The sequence below is a fragment of the Brachyspira pilosicoli genome (assembly GCF_036997485.1).
Lineage (GTDB): Bacteria > Spirochaetota > Brachyspiria > Brachyspirales > Brachyspiraceae > Brachyspira > Brachyspira pilosicoli_C.
Genome location: NZ_JAWLPU010000002.1, coordinates 292388 through 313391 on the forward strand (window position 1 = coordinate 292388; position 21004 = coordinate 313391).

Annotated in this window: 18 protein-coding genes; 14 read left to right on the forward strand and 4 right to left on the reverse strand. The window is 27.7% G+C overall.

What is annotated here, in order from left to right; genetic code table 11:
• Window positions 1–87: 87 nt before the first annotated feature.
• Both R4I97_RS06605 and gyrA read right to left on the reverse strand, forming a co-directional pair.
• Complete coding sequence (locus R4I97_RS06605; RefSeq protein WP_335784291.1) at window positions 88–762, reverse strand: hypothetical protein; 675 nt, start codon at window positions 760–762, stop codon at window positions 88–90.
• Between the two features lie 246 nt (window positions 763–1008).
• Entirely contained in the window at window positions 1009–3504 is a 2496-nt protein-coding gene (gene gyrA, locus R4I97_RS06610; RefSeq protein ID WP_335784292.1) for a DNA gyrase subunit A, read from the reverse strand.
• Window positions 3505–3939: 435 nt separating this feature from the next.
• On the opposite strand from gyrA, the gene R4I97_RS06615 reads away from it, so the two are divergent.
• The 5 genes from R4I97_RS06615 to R4I97_RS06635 are packed head-to-tail and all read left to right on the forward strand — an operon-like array spanning window position 3940 to window position 7094.
• The gene (locus R4I97_RS06615) at window positions 3940–4713 is read left to right on the forward strand and encodes a CAP domain-containing protein (RefSeq protein WP_335784293.1); all 774 of its coding nucleotides are present in this window, start codon (window positions 3940–3942) and stop codon (window positions 4711–4713) included.
• Between the two features lie 14 nt (window positions 4714–4727).
• Entirely contained in the window at window positions 4728–5138 is a 411-nt protein-coding gene (locus R4I97_RS06620) for a biopolymer transporter ExbD (RefSeq protein WP_335784294.1), read from the forward strand.
• 30 nt (window positions 5139–5168) lie between these two features.
• Complete coding sequence (yedF, locus tag R4I97_RS06625; RefSeq protein WP_335784295.1) at window positions 5169–5741, forward strand: sulfurtransferase-like selenium metabolism protein YedF; 573 nt, start codon at window positions 5169–5171, stop codon at window positions 5739–5741.
• A 6-nt stretch (window positions 5742–5747) separates the two neighbouring features.
• Window positions 5748–6863, forward strand: a complete 1116-nt coding sequence (locus R4I97_RS06630) for an aminotransferase class V-fold PLP-dependent enzyme (RefSeq protein WP_335784296.1) — start codon at window positions 5748–5750, stop codon at window positions 6861–6863.
• 12 nt (window positions 6864–6875) lie between these two features.
• Window positions 6876–7094 carry a putative Se/S carrier-like protein gene (locus R4I97_RS06635; protein WP_157146080.1) on the forward strand — a complete coding sequence of 73 codons (219 nt, stop codon included), beginning with the start codon at window positions 6876–6878 and terminating at the stop codon, window positions 7092–7094.
• A 187-nt stretch (window positions 7095–7281) separates the two neighbouring features.
• On the opposite strand, the gene R4I97_RS06640 is transcribed toward R4I97_RS06635, so the two are convergent.
• Complete coding sequence (locus R4I97_RS06640; RefSeq protein ID WP_335784297.1) at window positions 7282–8472, reverse strand: cation:proton antiporter; 1191 nt, start codon at window positions 8470–8472, stop codon at window positions 7282–7284.
• 449 nt (window positions 8473–8921) lie between these two features.
• Here R4I97_RS06640 and R4I97_RS06645 point away from each other — a divergent pair, with 449 nt between their 5' ends.
• The 9 genes from R4I97_RS06645 (at window position 8922) to R4I97_RS06685 (ending at window position 20143) form a co-directional block, all read left to right on the forward strand.
• Window positions 8922–9650: a hypothetical protein gene (locus tag R4I97_RS06645; RefSeq protein WP_335784298.1), complete on the forward strand. Its 729-nt coding sequence runs from the start codon at window positions 8922–8924 to the stop codon at window positions 9648–9650.
• 270 nt (window positions 9651–9920) lie between these two features.
• On the forward strand, window positions 9921–11903 hold the full coding sequence (locus tag R4I97_RS06650) for a hypothetical protein (protein WP_335784299.1): 1983 nt from the start codon (window positions 9921–9923) through the stop codon (window positions 11901–11903).
• A gap of 9 nt (window positions 11904–11912) precedes the next feature.
• Window positions 11913–14636: a heparinase II/III domain-containing protein gene (locus R4I97_RS06655; RefSeq protein WP_335784300.1), complete on the forward strand. Its 2724-nt coding sequence runs from the start codon at window positions 11913–11915 to the stop codon at window positions 14634–14636.
• 30 nt (window positions 14637–14666) lie between these two features.
• The gene (locus tag R4I97_RS06660) at window positions 14667–15428 is read left to right on the forward strand and encodes a glucosamine-6-phosphate isomerase (RefSeq protein WP_335784301.1); all 762 of its coding nucleotides are present in this window, start codon (window positions 14667–14669) and stop codon (window positions 15426–15428) included.
• A gap of 29 nt (window positions 15429–15457) precedes the next feature.
• Window positions 15458–17422: an N-acetylglucosamine-6-phosphate deacetylase gene (gene nagA / locus R4I97_RS06665; RefSeq protein WP_335784302.1), complete on the forward strand. Its 1965-nt coding sequence runs from the start codon at window positions 15458–15460 to the stop codon at window positions 17420–17422.
• Between the two features lie 16 nt (window positions 17423–17438).
• Complete coding sequence (locus R4I97_RS06670; RefSeq protein ID WP_335784303.1) at window positions 17439–17876, forward strand: PaaI family thioesterase; 438 nt, start codon at window positions 17439–17441, stop codon at window positions 17874–17876.
• A complete protein-coding gene (gene proC, locus R4I97_RS06675) occupies window positions 17873–18661 on the forward strand; it encodes a pyrroline-5-carboxylate reductase (protein WP_335784304.1) in 789 nt (262 codons plus the stop codon). The genes R4I97_RS06670 and proC overlap by 4 nt, the downstream gene beginning before the upstream one ends.
• A gap of 121 nt (window positions 18662–18782) precedes the next feature.
• Complete coding sequence (locus R4I97_RS06680; RefSeq protein WP_147730381.1) at window positions 18783–19145, forward strand: response regulator; 363 nt, start codon at window positions 18783–18785, stop codon at window positions 19143–19145.
• Window positions 19145–20143, forward strand: coding sequence for a DUF4931 domain-containing protein (locus R4I97_RS06685; protein WP_335784305.1), 999 nt, complete (start codon window positions 19145–19147; stop codon window positions 20141–20143). The genes R4I97_RS06680 and R4I97_RS06685 overlap by 1 nt, the downstream gene beginning before the upstream one ends.
• 4 nt (window positions 20144–20147) lie before the next feature.
• On the opposite strand, the gene R4I97_RS06690 is transcribed toward R4I97_RS06685, so the two are convergent.
• Window positions 20148–21002 (reverse strand): 50S ribosomal protein L11 methyltransferase, encoded by an 855-nt coding sequence (locus R4I97_RS06690; protein ID WP_335784306.1) that lies wholly within the window; start codon window positions 21000–21002, stop codon window positions 20148–20150.
• Window positions 21003–21004: the final 2 nt, after the last annotated feature.

The window sequence follows — 21004 nt, forward strand, 5'->3', positions numbered from 1 at the left end:
AGGCTTAAGGGTAATCAATACCGCTTAAGCCTCTAAAACTATTTATAAAAGTAAATCACTTATTTTCTTAATTAAATATGTTTTTATTTACTTAACAACAGATAATATAAACTTATCATCATTATATACAGTACCTGCACTACCATCTTCTATTGATTTAACTATTCCTTCTGCTCTTGTTTTTGCAGTGTCCACATTATTAGCACCATCTAATTCTACTACATATAAAATATCTCTATCTTTTAAGTATAATAATGACCAGTCTGTGTCACGTTCTCCTAACTCTGTAGTTTTTACAACCACTGCATTCCAAATACTATTATCAACACCTTGCATTGCAGTAGTTTTTACTGCTGCTTGCTCTGATACAGCTGAATATTCAGCAGGGTCATCTTGTATTCCATTTTCATATTCAACTTCTCTAATTTTTGAATCTTTATCAAAGAATAAAAAAGTAGTTTCAGTTTCCACTACGCCATCATCATAATCATCTTCAGATTGATACCAAGTAGTTGTATATAATCTAGAAAGTAAATCATATGTAGGGTCAGTTGTTTCATCTGCTTGAGCAGCTACGGCACCAGATAAAGAAGCTGATATATTGTTTTTTCCATCCCATTGGGCTATTGGAGTACCTTCTTTTACAGCACTGTTTGCACTTGGTGCAATAGAACTTACAGGTTTACCGCTTGTTGAAGATTTATCAGCACAAGAAATTACTGCTACTGATATAATAGATATTATTAATAAAAATTTTTTCATTGGATTTTTCTCCCCTTCATTGTTGTTTATGTATATATTATAACACATCAACATATACTTTGTAAAGTTTTTTTAATATTTTTTTAAAAAATTAAGTTTTTTTTACTATTTTTTTTTATAAACCACTACTTTTTTTACTATATTTTTATATTTTTTACTTATCTTTACTTTTTAGAGTAATCATCAAGCATAAAAAAGCCCGTATTAAAAATACAGGCTTAATAATATAATTTTTTATTTGTTTATTTATTTTTCAGTATCTGCAGGCACTACAGCCAAATCACTTACTTTAGCACCGTCAGAAATATTAACTATTTTTACACCCTTAGCGTTTCTTCCTAACTCTGGTATAGAATCAGCCTTTATCTTTATAGTCATGTCATCTGTAGTAACAACCATTATCTCATCTTTGTCGCCTACAGTTTTTACACTAACTACATTTCCTGTTTTATTATCAGGCTTAATATAAATCTGACCTTTTCCGCCTCTTCCTTTAGCATTAAATTGTTTAGAAGAAAGTCTTTTACCTATACCATTCTCAGTGATAACTATTAATGACTCGCCTTTATGTATGCCGTTTCCAGATACACAAACATCATTATCATCTAAAGTAATACCCTTAACACCAGAAGCAGCTCTTCCCATGTTTCTTACTTTCTGCTCATTTATTCTCAAAGCAAGACCAGAAGCAGTAGTCATAATAAAGTCATCACCGCTTTCAACAGCAGATACCCCTATAAGCTCATCATTATTCTCTAATGTTAAAGCAAGTATACCTCTCTTTTTAGCATTCTCAAGATGTTTAAGCTCCATTTTCTTAATAGTACCCATCTTAGTAACCATTATAATTGATTGTTTAGGGTTAAACTCAGATACTGTAAAGTAGCTTGTAATCTTTTCATCTGGTGCTAAATTGAGTATAAACTTTATGCTCTTACCTTGTGAAGTTTTTGTGAGAGCAGGAATTTCATGCACCTTCATCCAGAAAGCCTTACCTCTGTCTGTGAATATAAATAAATAATCTTTAGTAGAAGCAACGAATAAATGCTCTATATAATGTTCGCCTTGAGATTTACCGCCTTGTACACCTACTCCGCCCCTTCCTTGAGTACGATAGCTTGAAGCAGGTACTCTCTTAATAAAGCCTTGAGTAGTGATAGATACTGCCACATCTTCATCATGAATCAAATCTTCTTCATCAATTTCAGTATCATTAGTTTTGCCTATTATCTCACTTCTTCTGTCATCGCCGTATTTTTCTGCTATGTTTTTAAGTTCATCTTTAATAACAGCAAGTATCTTTTCTGGGTGAGCAAGTAAATCTTCACAATAAGCAATAAACTCTCTTAACTGTTGTAATTCTTGTTCTATTTTGAGTTTTTCTAAAGCAGTTAAACGTTTAAGAGGCATATCGAGTATAGCTTGAGCTTGTTTTTCTGATAGCTTAAACTTACTCATTAAAGTGTTTCTTGCAGCTTCTGTGTTTTCGCTCTGCCTAATTATTCTTATAACCTCTTCAATATTAGCCTGAGCTATTAATAAGCCCTCTAATATATGTGCTTTTGCTTTAGCTTGATTTAAATCATATTCTGTTCTTTTTGTTATTACTTCAACTCTGTGATCAACAAAATATTTTATAAGCTCTTTTAAGTTTAATACTTTAGGCTCGCCATTAACCAAAGCAAGGTTTATAATACCAAAAGTAATTTCTAAATCAGTATGCTTCCAAAGCTGATTCAAAACTATCTGAGTAGCAACACCTTTTTTAAGCTCTATTATAAGCCTAATTCCAGACCTATTGCTTGACTCATCTCTAATATCAGCAACGCCCTCAATTTTACCTTGTTTAACTAACTCAGCAATCTTTTCATGCAAAGTGGTCTTTACAACACCATAAGGAAGCTCTTTTACAACAATAGCCTCTCTGTCTTTTTTTGTCTCTTCTATTTCAAGCCTTGCTCTTAATTTAATTCTTCCCTTACCAGTAGTATAAGCCTCTTTAATACCCTCTTTACCATATATAATTCCAGCAGTAGGGAAATCAGGACCTTGTATATAACGCATCAAGTCTTTAATTTCAGTATCTTGATGGTCTATATAATAAACAATAGCATTAACAACCTCTTTTAAGTTATGAGGAGGCATATTAGTAGCCATACCAATAGCAATACCCATACTGCCATTAACTAAAAGCTGAGGCACTGTTGCAGGAAGCACAGAAGGCTCTGTTCTTGAATCATCGAAGTTTGGTACAAATTTAACAGTTTCTTTTTCTATATCGTTTAGCATTTCTTCTGCGAATTTAGTCATTCTCGCTTCAGTATAACGCATAGCAGCAGGAGGGTCATCGTCCACAGAACCAAAGTTACCCTGTCCGTCTACAAGCAAATAACGCATAGAAAAGTCTTGTGCCATTCTCACCATAGTGCCGTAAACAGCAGCATCTCCGTGCGGGTGATAGCGTGCCAACACTTCCCCAACCGTAGCAGCCGACTTTTTATATGGTTTATCATGTGTTAAATTAGCATCATACATCGCATAAAGTATTCTTCTATGCACAGGCTTAAGTCCGTCTCTTACATCTGGCAAAGCCCTTGACACTATAACACTCATAGCATAATTTAAATAAGATTCTTTTAATTCATTTTCTATAGAAATATGATCAACTCTTTTTAGAATATCTTTTGTTAGTGTGGAATATTTTCTCTCTTCACTATTCTCATTATTCTTTTTTACAGCCATAGATTTTTATCCTTATAGAAATATATTCAAATTATTATAACATTTTAGTGTAAAATTATCAATATAAAAATATAGCGATATTATGTAAATATATAGATATTTATGAATATAATATCATAAAAAATAAAATTTATTGTTTATCTACATAACTACAAAAACATATTTTTCGCATCTGCTACATCTGCTCAGCGCACGCTAAACTAACTAAAAAATATAAATTAATTAAAAATTACATAAAAACTAAGTTTATAAATATGTCTAACGTGCGAAGAAAAAACTATAATCATAATTTTTAGTTTATTCGAAAATTTTGTTTTTCTTTATCTACAAGCTAAACAATTTTTATTTGCAATACATCTTTATATTTTTTACAAATTATTATAAAATAGTTTTATTATTATAATAGAAAAAATAATAAATTGGAGATAAATAACAATGAAAAAAATTAGCTTAATAATGATTTTTATATTAATATCAGCTTTTGCATTACATGCAGATGTTATTGAAGATGAAGTATTTAGATTAATCAATTTAGAGAGAAGCAAAGTATCTCTTCCACCACTTCCAAACAATCAAAGATTGCATTCTTTAGCACTTTATCATAGTGATAATATGGCTAAAAATAAATTCTTCAGCAACACTGATTTAGAAGGTCTTGACTCTAAAGGCAGACAGTTAAAATTATATCCAGAAATGGTTGGAAATATTACAGAAAGTTTCACAAAGTTAGATGTTATACCATTAACTGATAAAAATGCTGCTGCAAGTATTGTGAAAAATTTAATGAATACACCAGACTACAAAAAAGTAATATTATCAAAAGATTTTAATTCTATGGGAGTTGGTGCTTCAAAAAGAGGTGTTGGAGTATATACTACTGTAACTTTAGCAAATATTATAGCTGAGTCTGTTAATTTTAAGCCTGAAGTAAAATATGGTGATGATATTACTGTGCAATATAGAATATTAAATAAAGCACCATTTACTGATTTTAAGATAGCTGTTGAAATGGCTGACCCTAAGGCTCAAATAGTTGGAGATGACGGTAAAACTTATGTAGGTAAAGTAATATATGATGTTACAGATGCAGGCAACACTGTTATAAGCAAAACATTTAAAGCAGAATATGGTAAAGGCGAATATAAAGTTTCATTACTATATAAAGGTGAACATTTCTCAAGCAATACAAGAACTATAACAGTTAAATAAAAGAGAACAATACAATGAAGTTTAGACATAGGTTTACAATAAAAAAAGGCATAGATTTAACTCCTATGATGGATATAGTATTTAACTTACTAATATTTTTTATGATAGGAGCTACAATCATGCAAACTCCTCAAATAGAAATTAGTTTACCTAAGTCTACTTCAGCTGTAGGCAAAGAAAAAAATGAAAATATAATAATAACTATATCCAAAGAAGGCAGCATATACGTTAATGAAGAGGCAGTAAACGATATAGACGGATATCTTAATAATTTAGCAAAAGTTGAAGGAGAATTAGCTAAGCCTGTAGAGATAAGGTCAGATGAAGATGTTAGAACTCAGGTTTTAATATCTGTAATAGACAGTGTAAAAAATGCTGGTTTTACAAGATTAGGTATAGCAACAGATACTAAAAATAATAATTAAAAAAATTAATAATAGTATAGGAGTATTTTTATGAAAACAGTAGATGCAAGAGGCGTTCCTTGCCCAAAACCATTAATATTAACTAAAACAGCTTTAATGAATGCTAGTCTCAACGAAGAGATTGAGGTGCTAATTGATGATGAGGTGGCATTCCATAATATAACTGATTTTCTAAACAACAATAAAATAACATATTCTAATAATGGAATGAATTTCAAAATAACAAAAAACAAAGAATTATCACAAAATGACTCTACTAAAGAAAAGTCATCAGGTCCTGTGATTGCTGTAGTAGATAAAAAAGCTATGGGACATGGAAACGATGAACTTGGAGAATTATTATTAAAAGCATTTTTAGGAGCTTTAAAAGATGCTAGTCCAAAACCTGAAGCTTTATATTGCTATAATGGAGGAGTTTATTTAGGAATTGATGAGCCTTATAAAAGTTTATTGCAAGAGCTTAGAGATGCGGGAATAAAAATATTTTTCTGCGGAACTTGTGTTAAATTTTATGAATTGGAAGGAATAAAAGTAGAAGAGCAAACTAATATGCTTGGTATAATAGAGGCTATGGCCAATGCTTCTGCTGTAATAAGAGCATAATTTTTTATGGAGAAATACTATTATTTTGATAACTCAACAACGAGTTTTCCTAAACCTAAAGAAGTCGCTCAAGACATGAGTAATTTTTTACTTAATATCGGAGGCACTTATGGAAGGGTAAATACCAAAAGGGGCAAATACACCACAGAAAAGATAGAAGAGTGCCGAGAGCTTTTAGCTAATAAATTTATAGGCACAAAAAATGACTCTAATATTGTGTTTACTTCTGGAGCAACAAGGGCTGTTAATGATATATTAATAGGTTTAGATTTGCATGACACAAAAGTTTTAATTTCATCATTAGAGCATAATGCAGTACTAAGACCTATTTATCATTTACATAAAAACAAAAATGTTGAATATCAATTAATTCCTTCAAAAGATAACGGAAAAATTGATATCGGAGCTTTATCAAAAATAATAGAAAAAGAAAAAATATCGCTTGCTATAGTTAATATGGAAAGCAATATTAGCGGAGTTATACAGCCAATAAAAGAGATAAAAGAAATTCTCAAAGATATTCCCCTACTCGTTGATGCCACTCAGTATATAGGTGTTGGCGATATATTTGCTGACGATTGGAATATAGACTATTTAGCATTTACTGGTCATAAGGGCTTACTTGGTCCTACTGGTACTGGCGGTTTTTATGTAAAGGACCCTAGTAAACTTAAAGCATCATATTTTGGCGGAGGCTATGGGGACGGTTTTGAAACTCCTTACAGTGTGCCGGAAATATATGAAGCTGGCACTCCTAATACTGTGGGTATCATAGGGCTTTTAGCAGCATTAAAAAACAGGCCTGTTTGGAATATAACAATAAACGACATGATAGACACTATAAAAAAAATAGAAAGCTCAAATAAATATAAAGTAATTTGGTCTAGAGATAAATCTTCACAGGGTTTTTTATTTTCTATAGAGTGTGATTCTAACATGGCTGAAATTGCTCATAGGTTATATGATGATTATAATATAGAATGCAGATATGGTTTTCATTGTGCAATTTTAGCTCATAATTTTTACAACAATAATAATGGTGCTATAAGATTTTCTTTTTCACCATATACTACAAAAGAAGATTTAGAATATTTAGCTGATGTACTTATAAACAAATTATAGGATTTTTAATATATGACTAAAAGTTTTTGTTATTTAAAAACACCAAGAGATTTAATAAAGGCAGAGAAAATATTAGCAGATGCTGGTATTGAGGTAATTGTGCGTCCTGCTCCAGAGCCAATATTTGGTGTTTGCAATATGGCTATAGATATAAAAGATAATGATAAAGTATATATAGTATCTTTACTTGAGGCTGCTGGTTTAGTGGTATTAATAAAAGAAAGCGAATAATATACCTAAATAAAATATAATTAATTAGTAAGTTTATTCATTAATTTAATAAATTATCTTACATGTAAGAGTATTTTAGTATGATTTAGTATTAATTTTATACTTGCACTTTTTGCAACTTTTTGCGGCGGGAAAAAGTTGATAGTGCATTTAGAAAATATAAAAAATTAAAAATTTAAAGTATATACTATTCATGTTCTAATAGCTTTTTGTAAGAAGCTTCTATTGCAAAAGCTCCAAGCGGTGCTGTTATTAGTATTGCAAGTACTGCTATTACAAGTATAATCTCTCCTGAGGCAAAACCTAATGATAAAGGAATAGAGCCTATTGCAGCCTGCACTGTTGCTTTAGGGCAATATGCTATCATAGAAAATATGCGTTCTTTTTTATTGAGTTTGGTTTTTATTAATGATACAAGAACCCCTAACATTCTAAATATTAAAACAGCAAATATTAATATTATTCCTAAAACTCCAGCATTAAAAGCATAATTAATATTTACGGCAGCACCCACTAACACAAAAAGAATAATTTCAGCAGCTACCCAAAGTTTTGAGTATTTTAAAGAAAGCCTTTTTGATAATTCTTCTTTTGATTTTTTAAGATATGCCCCTATACTCATAACTGCTAAAAGTCCAGATATCCCTATAACTCCTCCAAATAAATTAGATATTGAAGTTTCTATGCTTACAAGTATAAAAGATATGCTTAATATTATCACTACTTTAGCACTATCTCTTATATGGAATTTAGTAAAAAATTTTGATAATATAAAACCTATAATCACACCTAATAAAAGCCCAAATATTATAGAAGTAGGTATTTTTACAAAATCAAGGTAAGAAATATTTCCTCCCTTAACAAGCGAAGTAAAAGATGTAAATAACACTATTACAAATATATCATCAACAGAAGCACCAGCCATTAATAATTGAGGTATGCTTTTGTTAGTGCCGTATTTTTCATCTATAAGTTTAAGCATCTTTGGCACAAGCACAGCAGGAGATACAGCAGCTACAACAGAACCCATTAAAGCAGCATCTAATAAACTGATATCAAAAAGTTTTGGAGCTATTAAAATCATTCCTATTATTTCAAAACTTGCAGGCACAAAGCACATTAATATTGCAGGACGCCCTACTCTCTTTAAGTCTTCTATATCGAGGTTAAGCCCAGCACGAGTAAGTATTATAATAAGTGCCAATTCTCTTAAATCTGCTGATATTGAAAGTATTGAATTGTCAAGCAAATTAAGGCAATAAGGTCCTAATATTATACCTGTTATAATTAGTCCTAAAAGTGATGGGAGTTTTAAAAGCGAGAATATTTTTCCAAGTATCATTCCGCATAAAAATATCAATGCCAAACTGAGAAGCATAATTGCATAATCCTTTTTTATTAGTATTTGATTTTTTATTATGATATAAATTGTAGAAATATAAAAAGCTATTATCTGCAAAAATCATAAATCACTTAAATTAAGTATTAAAAAATAATTTAAGTTTATAAAAAATCATAAATTTGCAGAAGTCATCAGCTTTTATATTTTTTGATAGTTTTGAAAAAAATAAATAAGCGGTTTAATTATTTAACAAATTGATTAAATAATCTAAGGAGACCTCATTCCTTATTTTTAGTATATTCTATCATAAATATTTTTTATTTCAATATTTTAATAAGATTACATATATCAATTTTGGTTATTAATAATAATTATTTTTTATTATTGATATTTTAATATTTTACAATATAATATCAATTATAAATAGGGATTAAAACAAAAAAGGTTAGATTTATATTAAAACCTTAAATTAAAAAGGATAATTTATGAAAAATATACTAATAATACTATTTATATTTTCAAATATAGTATTTGCTTCTTCCTTTGAATTTGATTTTTCTGTTTCTTCAGGCAGTACATTTGATTTCAGTTACAATGAAGGATATTCTTTTAAAAAAAATTTAGATGGTTTTAGAGTAGGTGCTGGACTTTCATTAAGCATATTGCTGTCATTGGGCAGAAATGATGAAATTAATAATAATATTTTAACCAGTATAAGCAGTATGATTGAAACAGGATATAATTATTATATGAGGGAGAGAAGGGGCAGTAAAGATTATTATACTGATGATGGATATTATGTATATGATTATCATAGTATTATTTTAGGATATTTGCTTAGGCTAAATTTTCACAATAAAGTTTCTTTAGGCATAGGAGGCGGAATTTTAATTCCTTTATACAGTACAGCTAATAAGGCAGATTATTCATTTGGACTTATTGATAATTATAAATATATGACAGAGTTTAATCAAAAAAATATTGCTTTTATGTATAAGCTTCCTTTTATGCCTTATATAAAATTGAATGTTGTAAGATATTTTTATTTTTCAGACAGATGGTCTTTTAAAATTGGAGGAAATTTAATATATAATTTTGGTATGGAGCTTGATACTTATAGATTAGGTTTTTATAATGTATATAGTAAATATAATTTTTCTTCTTTTGGTATAGAGCTTTATTTGGGTATTTCTTTTGGAAGACCTAATAAATAATGTTTATAATGATATCAAGTGCAGTAAAATTTTAGTGTGTAATTTTTTATTGTACTTAATATTTATTATATAATATAATTATTTTTTATTTTCTAAAATTAAAATATAAAAAATATTAAATTATTAGCTATTTTCTTAAACTTTTACTTGTTCTTTCAAGTTGTTATAAACTATTAATTTTTAATAATATAAAATATTTTTGTTAACATATTAAAAAAATTACCGTTAATACGAATAGGTATTATAATATATTTAATGGCGGTTTAAAAAATGGCTGTAAAAAAAACAACTGAAGAAAATAAAGAAAACTACAAAAAAATTGCAGAAAAATTGCAAACAAAATTAGATAAATCTGAAGCAAAGATAGTAGAATTAAATGAGAAATATATAAAAGTAATAGATTTACAAAAAAAGAAATTAGAAGATAAATATAAAAAGCTTGAAGATAAATATAAAGAAAAAATAAAACAGTTAGAAGAAAATATAAAAAAATACAAAACAGAAAATGTAAAAACAATTAATGCTGATATCATTAAGTTAAAAAAAAGATTAGAGCTATTAGAGAAGAATAATAAAAAATTAGAAGAAGAAAAGAAAAAGATAGAAGCACAAAATAAAGAATTAAATTTAAAAATAAAAGAAGCATTACAAGCTAATAAAGATACTGATAAAAAAGATAAAGAAACTTCAAAACTAATTAAAGATTTAGAAAGCAAATTAAAAACTCTACAAGCAGAAAAAGAGAAAATAGAAAGTCAAAACAAAGAATTAAACTCAAAAATAAAAGAAGCATTACAAGCTAATAAAGATACAGACAAGAAAGACAAAGAAACTTCAAAATTAATTAAAGACTTAGAAAGCAAATTAAAAACTCTACAAGCAGAAAAAGAAAAAATAGAAAGTCAAAACAAAGAATTAAACTCAAAAATAAAAGAAGCATTACAAGCTAATAAAGATACAGACAAAAAAGACAAAGAAACTTCAAAACTAATAAAAGACTTAGAAAATAAATTAAAAGAATCTGAAAATCAAAAAAACAAAATTGAAGCTAATAATATTAAATTAAGCGAACAAATAGAAGCATTAAAAGAAGAAAGTAAAGGCTCTAAAGGCAATGTAAAAGAAATAAATGATTTAAAAAAGAGATTAGAACAATCAGAAAATTTAAGAAAAGAAGTTACTGAGAAATTAAAAAATGCAATACAGCAATTAAAAGAAAATAAAAAAAATGCTAATAAACTTTCAAAAGAAGATAAAGAAAAATTTAGAGAAAATTTAAAAATATTAAAAAGAATAAAAAAAGAAAGAGAGTTATTAGATAAAAAAAGAGAACATCTAAAAAAAGAAGAAGAAAAATTAAGACTAATAAGAAGCAATATACAAAGTTCAGCAAAAGACATAGCATCAACTATAAAAAACAGTCAAGTTAATTATTATAATAATCCTAATATGCCAGAAAACCCATTAGACCCTAATGGTACAACTGACACCTTGAACATGCAAGGAGATAAAGCCTTTGATATAGACCCCGCAACAGAAGAAGGAATAAAAAAAATGGCTGGCATAATGTGTGCTGCTATGGACGATTATAGAGAACAAAAAGAAAAAGAAAACAAAAAAGAAACTCTAACAGAAGGTGAAGATAGATTAAATAAAGCATCAGAACAATTAGAAGATTTAGTAGAAAGCAGATTAGAAGACACGTATCAAAATGATAATGCTCAAAAACGTCCATTTACAATAATAGACAAAATTGAAAACAGCAGAGTTGAAATAAATGAAGGTTACAATCCTCAGACTTCAGGTCAAACAATAGTTACAAACAATGAAGATGGAAGTAAGCAAACTATAACAACATCATCTCCAAATCAGCAAGTTCCTAATATTACAGTAAAAGTAGAAGCCCCAAAAGAAACAAGTAAATTATCAAAACCAGAAACTCAACTAAGACCTGCAAGTGAAACTCCTACTATGAGAATGAAGCTTCTTGATGATACTGATGATTATGAAAAGAAACTCGTTATCACTTATGGATTTGATAATATGCCTGAAAATATGTATTATTCAAAATACAAAAAAATATTAAGAAACGCTGCAAGAATAAGTTTGCTCGGTAATTTACAAGAAGGTCTTGATATGTTCAAGCTAATAAGAGATCAAAATATACCAGATGAATACAAACAAATGATAGATAAAAACATACAAGACATAACTTATTATCTTAGAGGTTTGCATAGAGTTAGATTGGAATAGAAGTTTTTTATGTTTAAATATTTATTTTTTATTTTTTCTATTATTATAAACATAATCTCTTGTTCATCAAAGAATGTTACAGTTGGCGAGATAAATGCAGTTTATAATAAAAAAGAAGATTCATATACTATATCTTTTCCTGAATATAATAAAATATATCCTAAATACATAGAATTAGAAATGAACAAAAAAATAAAAAATGGGATTATGTTAAGTTATAATATAGAAACTGATAATATACCCACCCTATTAGATATATGTGTAGAAGAAGATAATATAAAAAAAAGTTATTCCATTGTAAACCCTATTGTTAATCAAACTATTAACATAGAATTATATGCCACCAATTTTTCTCCGCATTTATCTAACGAAAAAATAAAAAATATAGAAATAAGCTTAGAGAGTGTCGGCAACTATGATACAAAAGAAAAAGTTACAATTTCTTTAAATGAAAAAATAAATGAATATAATAATACAATAGCATTAGTTTTACCTGAAAGCGGTCATATAGCAAAAAGCAACCCGCCATTTTTTATGATTAACAAAAAGTTAAATTTACTTAAAGTGTATTTATCACAAGACTTGTCTTTTAATAATACATACGAATATACAATTAGAAATAATAATTTTTTTGATATTACAAATAAATTAAACAATGGAAAATGGTACATTGCTTTAGATGAAAATGGAGATACTAATTTAAGAAAAATATATCACTTCTTTATAACAGATAAAACTAAAGATATTAATACTATAACAAATACAAAAGCAAATACTCAAAGACCTTTTATTTTTACAGACGCTGCAACTCTTAATTTATTAAATAATATATATAATTCTAAGAGAATTCCTCAATCAGCATTTTTAAGAAATTTTAATTATTTTAAGCTATATACTTCAAATAATGTAGGTAAATGGTATTTAGATAATATATCATACACCAATGAAAATAATAAAATATATTTTGCAAATCTCCCCTCACATATAATGCTTATGAGTTTAAGAGCCTATTTAGAAAAAGAGAATACCGCATTTCAATATGATATAAAGCAAATAATAAAAGATATTGCACTTTTAAATGAAAACAATATAGAAAACTTTAATAATATAGAAGCATCATATATATTAGCCAATTCATTATTAATGCCTTTTGATATATTAAATAATGAATTATCATCTGAAGAAATAGTATTAATAAAACAAAAATTTGTAGATTATGGAAACATATTATATAAATACATAATTAATAATCCTTCATTATATAGAGATGCCAATAACATAAAATATATAACAACCTTAGGTTTAATATCATTAAACATGCTAAATGAAAACTTATATCAAGAAGAAGTAAAAAATTGGTATTTATTTTCTCTTAAATATATAAACTCTATAATATTTAGTATGTTTGAAGATGACGGCAGTTTAAAAGCTTCTTTGGATAACTCATTTGAAATTATTTTAAATATTTTAATATATGCTAATGCTTTAAAAAATGCTGGAGTTGTTAATGTATTTGAATATGAATCATTTAGAAATATAGGTAAATATTTATCTATTATAGGCTACCCATCAGGATATACCTTCCCTATTGGATATACATTAATAGATAATAGAAGTAAAATGCGTTTTGATAATGGTGCAAGAAGTGCAATTATGGAGCTTTTAAGTAAAACTTATAATAGTGCTCTTTACAAAAACTATTCTGTGTTTGGACAAAGTGAAGCTATTGATATAAAGTATTTACCCTATATGCTTTTATGGAATAATCATTCTATAAAAGATGATGCTGTTAGTGTTTTAAATAATGAATATCAAAGTAGCTATTTTAAAAATATAGAAACTGCAATATACAATAAAGATATAAAATCATTGAACAGTCAATATTTAGGAGTATATGCTAAAGGGTATAATGCATATAAATCCTACGGGCTTAATCATAATGACAGAATGAGCTTTGTTTATTATAATTATGGAGACAGTATTATAGATGAGCTTGGGTATTTTTATAATAATGATAATAAAGAAATATTTAAATATGCGGACTTTCATAATACAATAACAATATCTGATACCACCAATGAATATAGAATAGAAGAAAAACCATCAAGTTTTTCAAAAATAATAAGCATCACTAATAATAACAAACTTTTCTTTACTAAAGCTAAAGCAAATAATGTCTATACTTATAAAACAACACTCAGAAATTTTGAAAGAACATTTTATTATTTAAAACCAAATATATTGATAATAAAAGAAGATATAGAAGCTTTACCCAATATAAATAATGAAAATTATATTAATGGATACAAATATAAATGGAATATAAACAGCAAACTTCCTATTAGTAATAATAATGATGGCTTTATCATTGAAGGTAAATATTCTACAAGCTATATAAAATTATTATCAGAAGATAAATTAAATTATGAAGTATTAGAAACTAATATAGGAAATCAAAAATTATATACAGCCAAAGCTTCAACTATAAATAATACAAAAAGATTTAGCCCTTGGATAATGGTTATAACAATGCCAAAAAATAATGTTGATATAAAAGAACGCAGAAATATTATTAATACAAATATTATAATAAATAATTTTAGCTACACAAATTTATCATTTAAAGCAGGAAATAAAGATTATAATATAATTTATAAATATTTATCTACAAATAATAATGAAAAAATAGTATATACAGAAAATAGAGAAAATGTTATAATAAGTTCGTATTGATTTTTAATTAAATTAAGGACTTATTTTTTTATGAATATATATATAGCAGATTCCTATAAGGATTATACATATTTTACAGCAAATCATATTCTACATTTTTTGGAAAAGAAACAAAAAACAAAAGAAAAACTCTATATTTCTGTTTCAAGCGAAAATGATACTAAAGATATTTATAAAGCAATAATAGAAAACGTAAAAAATTATAATATTAATTTTAAAAATATATTTATATTTCAGCAATCAGAATATGTTGGATTATCACAAGACGATAAAAACAGCAAAGCATATTTTTTAAAAGAAAATTTACTCTCAAAATTAGATATTCCTAAAAAGAATCAATTTCTTTTTGACGGCAGTAAAGATGAAAGTCAAATGGAAAAACAATTAAAAACAATAGAAAAAATAGGAAGATTTGATGTTATATGGTATTCTCTCACTCCAGATTCTACCTCGGCAGGAAATGAGAGAATGTCATCATTATCATCATTATTTAGATTAAAAACATTAAGTGAACATTCCATAAAAGCCATAAAAAATAAATTTGAAAAAGAAGTTCCAACTATGGTATTTAGTATGGGAATGGGTATTATAGATATAGTTGATACTATTTTATTAACATCATCTGGTATAGAAAATTCTTGTTCTCTTAGAGATTGCTTGGAATGCGGTATAAGTAACTCTTCACCTTTAAGCAAATTGCAAAAGCATGGCGATGTTACTGTAATAGCAGACTATGAATCATCTTTGAGATTATCTAGTCAAACCGTATCTATGAGAATAAAACAAAATTAAATATTATTTTAATAAGGAGACATATACAAATGAGAATAATTATAACTAATGAAAGCGTTTATGAATGGGCAGCATATTATACTGTAAAATGTATATTAGATTATTCTGATAGAAAAAAGCCTTTTGTATTATCTTTTCCATTGAGGTATGTAGATAAATCTTATTATGAAAAATTATTATCTTTTTATAATGATAATATAGTATCGTTTAAAAATATACATATAGTCTCTTCTGGCGAATATATAGATTCTGATATATCTCAAAAATATTTGGAAGAAAATTTTCTTAAATATATAGATATACCTAAGGAAAATGTTCATCTATTTAATAGTAAAGTTACAGATAGAAAAAAAGAAGCTAAGAGAATGTCAAACATAATTAAAAAACTTGGAAATATAACTTTACTTATAGATAATTTAGCAGAAGATGGAAGTTTTTTACTTAACACTCCAAGCTCATCATTAGAAGGAAGTGTGAGAGATAAAAAGATAAGTGAGATAATTAGAAGCTATGAGGCAAAAAAATTCAATATGCCTGTAGAGATGTTTCCAAGGGAAGGATTTACTCTTGGATTTGAAGAGGCTTTTAATGCAAGATATATACTTGTTATGGCTAATGGTTATGATGTATCTGATGCATTGTCTCATTGTGTTGAGGGAGCAATAAGCCAATTCTACCCTACTTCTGTTTTACAAGAACATAAAAAACTTATAATTGTAGCCGATGAAGAATCAAGCAGTGATTTAAAAGTAAAAACTTATAAATATGCTAAGAGTTTAGAGAGTAAAAGTCTTCACCCTAAAGAACTTATTAAAGGACTTTATAAATCTTATTATGCTCTTACAAACATTAGAATATTTGACGGAGAGAAGTTTATAGATGGGCATTGTATAGTAATAGAAAATAATATTATTAAGAGTGTAGAGAAAGAAATAGATGTTGATGCTGTAATTACAAGAATAGATTTAGGAGGAAAAATAGTAGCTCCAGGATATATAGATTTGCAAGTTAATGGCATAGGAGGCTATGATATTAATGCTACTCCAACAGTTGAAACATTAAAAAATATGAATGAAGTTTGCCAAAGATATGGATGTACTTCTTATTTGCCTACAGTAATTACAAACGGCGATGAATATATGTTAAAGATTATAGATTTATTTAATAGAATAGAAGATTTGTCTGTTATAGGTGTACTTGGCATACATTTTGAAGGTCCTTATATATCTCATGAAAAACGAGGTATTCATAATGATAAGTTTATAAGAGAAACAGATATGAACATGATAAAAAAAATTAATGCTTCGAAATGTGTTATGGTAACATTGGCGCCAGAAATGGTAGATGGTAAAGCAATTGAGGCATTTGCTAAGGCTGGTAAAGTAGTATCTGTAGGACATACTAATGGCACTTATAATGAAATAAAAGAAAAAATACCTTATGGAATAACTTTTGCTACGCACTTATTTAATGCTATGCGTCCTTGGGGTTCGAGAGAACCGGGAGCGGTGGGAGCTGTGCTTGAAACTAAGGATATGTATGCTGGTTTAATATGCGATGGGGTGCATTGTGATTTTGCTTCTGTAGAGCTTGCTTACAAATTAAAGACAGGGCATATTTGTATTGTAACTGATGCCATAGCTCCTGCTGCTGCTCCAGAGATAAAAGAATATATTTGGGCTGGTAAAAAGATACATAGAGACGGAAATAGGCTTATAGATGATAATGGTACTTTGGGAGGGGCTTCTATTACTATGAGTCAGTCTGTAAGAAATGTTGTTAATCAGGTGGGTGCTACAGTTGAAGAGGCTTTAAAGATGGCTTCACTTTATCCTGCTAAGGTTATGGGTATAGATGATAAATATGGAAGGATAAAAGAGGGGTATATTGCTGATTTAGTTATATTAGATGAGAAGTTAGTTGTAAAAGGTGTTGTATTTAAGGGTAATTATAAAGAGTATCATTATGACTATGAATGGGAAAGTAATGCATAAAGGAAAAATATAATAGATGCAAGAGTATATATATAAAAGGCTCTCTGATATATTTTATAAACAGGATTTTTTAAATTTCATAGATTGCAAATTAGAAGAGGCAAATGTTGGAAGAGTTGTAATATCTTTAGAAAACAAAAAAGAGTTCTCTCAGGCTTTAGGATTTATGCATGGGGGTATGGTTGCTTCAATGCTTGACACTGCTTCTGGATTTGCTGCTTTAAGTGTTCTTGAAGATGGTAAGCATGTTGTAACATCTGATTTAAAAATTAATTATCTTCGCCCTGTTATATGTAAAAAAGTAAAATGTATTGGTGAAGTTTTGAAGGCAGGAAAAACTTTAATAGTTGTTGAGGCTAGTGTTTTAGATGATGAAAATAAAATATTAGCTAAAATGCTTGGCACTATGGTAGTAGTTCCAAATAGTTATAATAATAAAGGAGATATAAAATGATAGGCTTTATTGGTGCGGGTGCTATGGGATTAGCTCTAATAGAAGGTTTTATTAAAGCTGGTATTAATAAAAATAATATAATAGCAAGCGTAAAGACAAAAGAAAAAAAAGAACAAATAGAAAAAAATATTGAAATAAAAACATTCAATAATAATAAAAAAATAGCAGAAGAAGCAGATATTTTATTTATAGCTGTTAAGCCTTATATGGTTAAGGATATTGCTAAAGAGATAGAAAATAATATAAAAAAAGATACTACAATAGTAAGTGTTGCAGCTTCAGTATCTGTTTCTGAATTAAAACAATTATTTAATACAGAAAACATTATTAGAATAATGCCGAATACTCCTGTAAAAACTTGTAATGGTTTTATATCTATTGTGGAGTCTCAGAATAAAATACTTGAAGCGGCTATAGTTGAACTTTTAAGCAAAGTTTCGATGGTAAAAATAATAGCAGAAGATAAAATACATGCTTATAATGCCATGGCAGGATGCTCACCTGCTTTTATGTATATATTAATAGAGGCTATGAGCGATGCTGGAGTGTTAATGGGAATAGACAGAAAAAGTGCTATAGAGATTGCAAGTCAGGTATTTAAAGGTGCTGGTTCTATGGTTTTAGAATCTAAGAAACATCCTGCAGAATTAAAAGATAATGTTTGTACTCCTGCTGGTATCACTATAAAAGGAGTTGAGCTATTAGAACAAAAATCTGTAAGGAGTGGTATGATAGAAGCTTTAATAGCAACTTATCAGAAATCGATAGACAGTGAGAAGAAATAATTGATAAAAAATAATATTTACACTTTTTATGAAATATTGTTATATTTATTGTGTAAAAATCTATTTGACTTTTTTTATTGTATAATTATAATATAAATTAAGATTATTAAGGAGCATTTATATGCCTAAGAAAACTATATTAGTGCTTGATGATGAAAAAAGCATTAGAACACTTTTCGAAGAAGAGTTTAGAGATGAGGGATATAATGTAGTATCCACAGATAGCGGCGAAGAAGCCTTGGAAATGATTAATAAAGATAATCCACATATAGATTTAATAACATTAGATATAAAAATGCCTAAAATGGACGGATTAGACTTCCTTGGAAAGGTGCGTGAAAATCATAGAGAATTACCTATTATAATATGTACGGCTTATAATAATTATAGACATGAGTTTCAAGTATGGAATGCAGATGGATATATATTAAAATCTGGTAATCTCACAGAAATTAAAGATAAAATAAAAAGGCTAATAGGATAATGCCTCATATAAGAAAAGACCCTATCACTAAACAATCTGTTATTATAGCTTCTGAAAGAATGGGCAGACCAAGTGATTATATTAATATTGAAGAAAATTATAATGTAGTAACTTCTGAAGCTACTTGTCCGTTTTGTAAAGGGAATGAAGATAAAACACCGGAACATTCTACCATTATTTTTAATGATAAAAAAGAATGGATGGTAAGAATAGTACCAAATAAATACCCTATAATTGCACAAAGTAATCCTAATGAGCTGCCTAATAAAAATGATTTATTTGAAGCTGATATTTGTAAAGGATTTCATGATGTTATTATAGAAAACCCTAATCATAATTTTAATTATTATAATGCTACTGAAAAAGATTTACTCTTTATATTTGAAGCTATAATAATGAGATTACAAGAGCTATCTAAAGAAAAAGACATGCTATATAGTTTGCTTTTTAAAAACTTTGGAAGAGAGGCAGGAGCTAGTTTAATACACTCACATGCTCAGATGATGACTACTCCTTTTATACCTATTCAAATAATGGAAGAAATATATGGTTCTTTAGAATATTATAATGAAAATAATAAATGTGTTTATTGCAGTATGATAGAAGAAGAAAAAAAAATTAATGAAAGAGTGATATGCGAAAATGATGAGTTTATAGCTATATCCCCTTTCGCTTCAAAATCTCCATATCAAATTTATATATTGCCAAAAAAACATTCAGACAGTATAGTATATTCTGAAGACTGCATATCACAATTTGCAAGTATTGTTAAAGATGTATTTAACAGAATTAATAAAGTGCTTGGAGAAATTAGTTTTAATTATGTGCTTCATACACTTACGCCTGCATTAGAAAAAAAATACTCTCATTCAAGTCATTGGTTTTTGGACATAATGCCTAAAATGAGCAAGCTTGCAGGATATGAGCTTGGAAGCGGTGTTTTTATAAACTCAATTACACCAGAAGATGCTACAAAAGATTTAAAAAATGCTCTATAAAAAATTATTTTAAAAGTAAAGATATCCAATCATTCTTCTGCTTTCTATCCAATATATTTAAATTATTTTGTTTTATAGCTTCATTCATAAAGCTCTCTTTTTCTGCTAGTATTCCAGATAATATTAAATGTCCATTCTCTTTTAGTATTTTTTTCAAATCAGGCAATATCTCTATCAATATATCTGTTTCAATATTTGCTATTACTAAATCATATTGAAAATTACTTAAACTCTCAGCACTTCCTAAAAATACATTATTTAATTTTATATTATTATATTTAGCATTATCTAAAGTACAATTAACAGCATCATTATCTATATCTACAGAGGTAATATTTTTAGCACCTAATTTATAACAAAATAAAGAAAGTATACCGCTGCCGCATCCAATATCAGCTATCGTTTTAGAAGAAATATTATTATTTTTAGAGTAGTCATTAATCATATCTAAAGCTAAAGATGTTGTTTCATGAGTGCCTGTACCAAAAGCATATTGCTTAGCTATATATAATGCATCTTCGTTATTATTCTCATCTTTTAAATTTGGTATTATAGTTATTTCCCCAACTTTAAAAGGTTTTAAAAACGCCATATATGATGTTAAATATTCATCTGAGTTTAGCTCTTTTACCTCATAATCATATTCTGCTATATCATCAATATTTTCTTTTATTATATTTAAATTGTTTTCTAACTTTTCTTGGTTTTCATTATATATATTAACTATAGCAATATTATTGTTGTTTATAGGAAACTCTATATTGTATCCTAATATATCTAGTTCGCCGCTTTCTATAGTAGCTTCTATTATGTCTTCAAAACCTATAGTTATATTTATTGAAAGTGAATACATTCTCATAC